The sequence below is a fragment of the Halorubrum sp. SD612 genome, from assembly GCF_002135005.1.
Genome location: NZ_NEWI01000291.1, coordinates 1 through 1953, shown reverse-complemented (window position 1 = coordinate 1953; position 1953 = coordinate 1). Strand labels below are relative to the sequence as shown.

3 protein-coding genes are annotated in these 1953 nt (G+C 69.6%); 1 reads left to right on the top strand and 2 read right to left on the bottom strand.

Annotated elements, in window-relative coordinates:
• The coding region (locus tag B9G38_RS16560) for a ferritin-like domain-containing protein (RefSeq protein ID WP_303646250.1) at positions 1-263 on the top strand (263 nt) is incomplete at its 5' end.
• Between the two features lie 93 nt (positions 264-356).
• On the opposite strand, the gene B9G38_RS16555 is transcribed toward B9G38_RS16560, so the two are convergent.
• Together B9G38_RS16555 and B9G38_RS16550 are read right to left on the bottom strand one after the other, a co-directional pair.
• A complete protein-coding gene (locus B9G38_RS16555; RefSeq protein ID WP_086221108.1) occupies positions 357-902 on the bottom strand; it encodes a DUF1684 domain-containing protein in 546 nt (181 codons plus the stop codon).
• Positions 903-1023: 121 nt separating this feature from the next.
• Positions 1024-1725 (bottom strand): helix-turn-helix domain-containing protein, encoded by a 702-nt coding sequence (locus B9G38_RS16550; protein ID WP_086221107.1) that lies wholly within the window; start codon positions 1723-1725, stop codon positions 1024-1026.
• Positions 1726-1953 lie beyond the last annotated feature (228 nt).

Genomic DNA, 1953 nt, shown 5'->3' with positions numbered 1-1953 from the left:
GCGCGAACTACGAGGAGCACGCGCCGGTGACCCCCGAGGACGCCGACGCCTACGACGTCCGGACGTCGCTGGAACACGACCTCGAGATGTTCGGCGACATCACCGAGCAGCTCCGCGAGCACATCCAGCTCGCCAACAACCTCGGCGACTACAACACCGAAGAGCAGCTCCGCGAGATCCTCGAAGACGTCGAGGAGCACGGCCACCACATCGAGCACTACCTCGAAGACGACACGCTCGTCACGACCGAGACGCTCGACTAAGCCGACCGCGGCGGGTCTCTTTCGGGACGTCCCCGAGTCCGATTTTCGTGTTTTTCACGCCCCACGGAGCGACGACACCGTCGATCTCACCGCTCAGCCGAGGTCCGGCGCCCGCTCGCCGGCCGGGATCACGATCTCCAGCCAGTTCTCCTCGGGCGGGAGCGGACAGGAGAACGTCTCGCTGTACGCGCAGAAGGGGTTGTACGCGAGGTTGAAGTCGACGGTGACCCGGTCGCCGTCGGCGAGCTCCCGCTCGGGCGCCAGCTCCATGTACCGCCCCTGGTGGTACGTCTGCTGACCGGTCGTCTTGTCGCGGAAGGGGACGAAGACGGCGCCGTCGTCGCCCTCCTGCCGGTAGCCCGCGAGCGAGTGCTCGTCCCCGTCGACCTCGAACGCGAACGTGACGATCCGGAGGTACCGCACCGGGTTGCTCGCGGTCGCCTCCATCTCGACCGGCTCGGGCTCGTCGTGGACGGTGACGGTCGCCTCGACCCGGTAGTCGGGGTCCGGCGGGAAGTAGTCGAGCCCGTCGAACTCGTCGCGGTGTTCCGGCGGGATCGGCGACTGCGGGTGGTCGTCGAAAAAGTCGTCCTTCTCCCGGCGGTTCGCGCGGAGCCGCTCGGCGTAGTCGTCGGTCATACCCCGACCGACGGGCGCCGGCGGTTTCAGGCCCCCGGTTCGGACGTCTTCCCGGTCCGCGGCGGCCTCACAGCGCTTGGCGGCCTCACAGCGCTTGGCGGCCTCACAGCGCTTGGCGGCCTCACAGCGCTTGGAGGTCTGCGAGGCAGTCGTCGAGGTCGCGGTTCGACGTCGCCAGCGACACGCCGTCGACGCGGGCGAGGTCGGCGGCGTGGTCCCAGAGGTCGCCGTCCTCGATCCCGTGGAGCACGACCGCGTTCGGGGTCGGGCTCACGACCCGGAGCGCCACGAGCGGCGACTCGCCGCGCGTCACCCGCGTGAACACGAGCGCGCGGTTCGTCGACTGACCGTACAGCCGGTAGAACTCCTCGCTGGAGAGCCGCGTTATCGCCTGTATCGAGTCGATGACGGTGTGGCCGTTCACGTGGTCGTGGTCGCCGCGCACGAGCTCGGTCGCGCCCATCGCCTCGTAGAACTCCGACAGGGGGACCGCCGTCGAGTACTCGCGGAGGTCGTGGACGATGTCGCTCTCGAACCCGGCCGAGAGCACCCGGGCGTGCTGCCGGATGCGCCCGCCGCCGCGGCGCTCGTCGATGTCGAGCAGCCCCTCGACAGTGCGGCGGACGACGCCGATTCCGGGGCTCTCGCGCCGACCGCTCTCGTAGTCGGAGACGACCGACGAGGAGACGCCGAGCTGATCGGCCAGCTCCGTCTGCGAGACGTCGAAGTCGGTCCGCCACTTCCGGAGGGTCGCCCCGGGGTCGTCGCTCAGCGCGATTTCGCCGGCGATCCGGCGGGAGAGCTCCTCGCGTGCGTCGCTCATGCCGTGAACGGACGACCGAGCGCCGCAAAAGGGTACCGTTCGTCGGGCGTCGAAGAGTCCGCTTCACTCGAGGTACAGCGAGTAGACGATGACTGCGAACCCGACCGCCGTGAGGAGGCCGTCGACGGCGATGCCGACCGCGAGGTCGGCGCCGATGATCTGGTGGGAGACGCCGCCGAGCAGCGCCCCCACGGTGACGATGCCGAAGCCGACGCCGAGCTCCCGCAG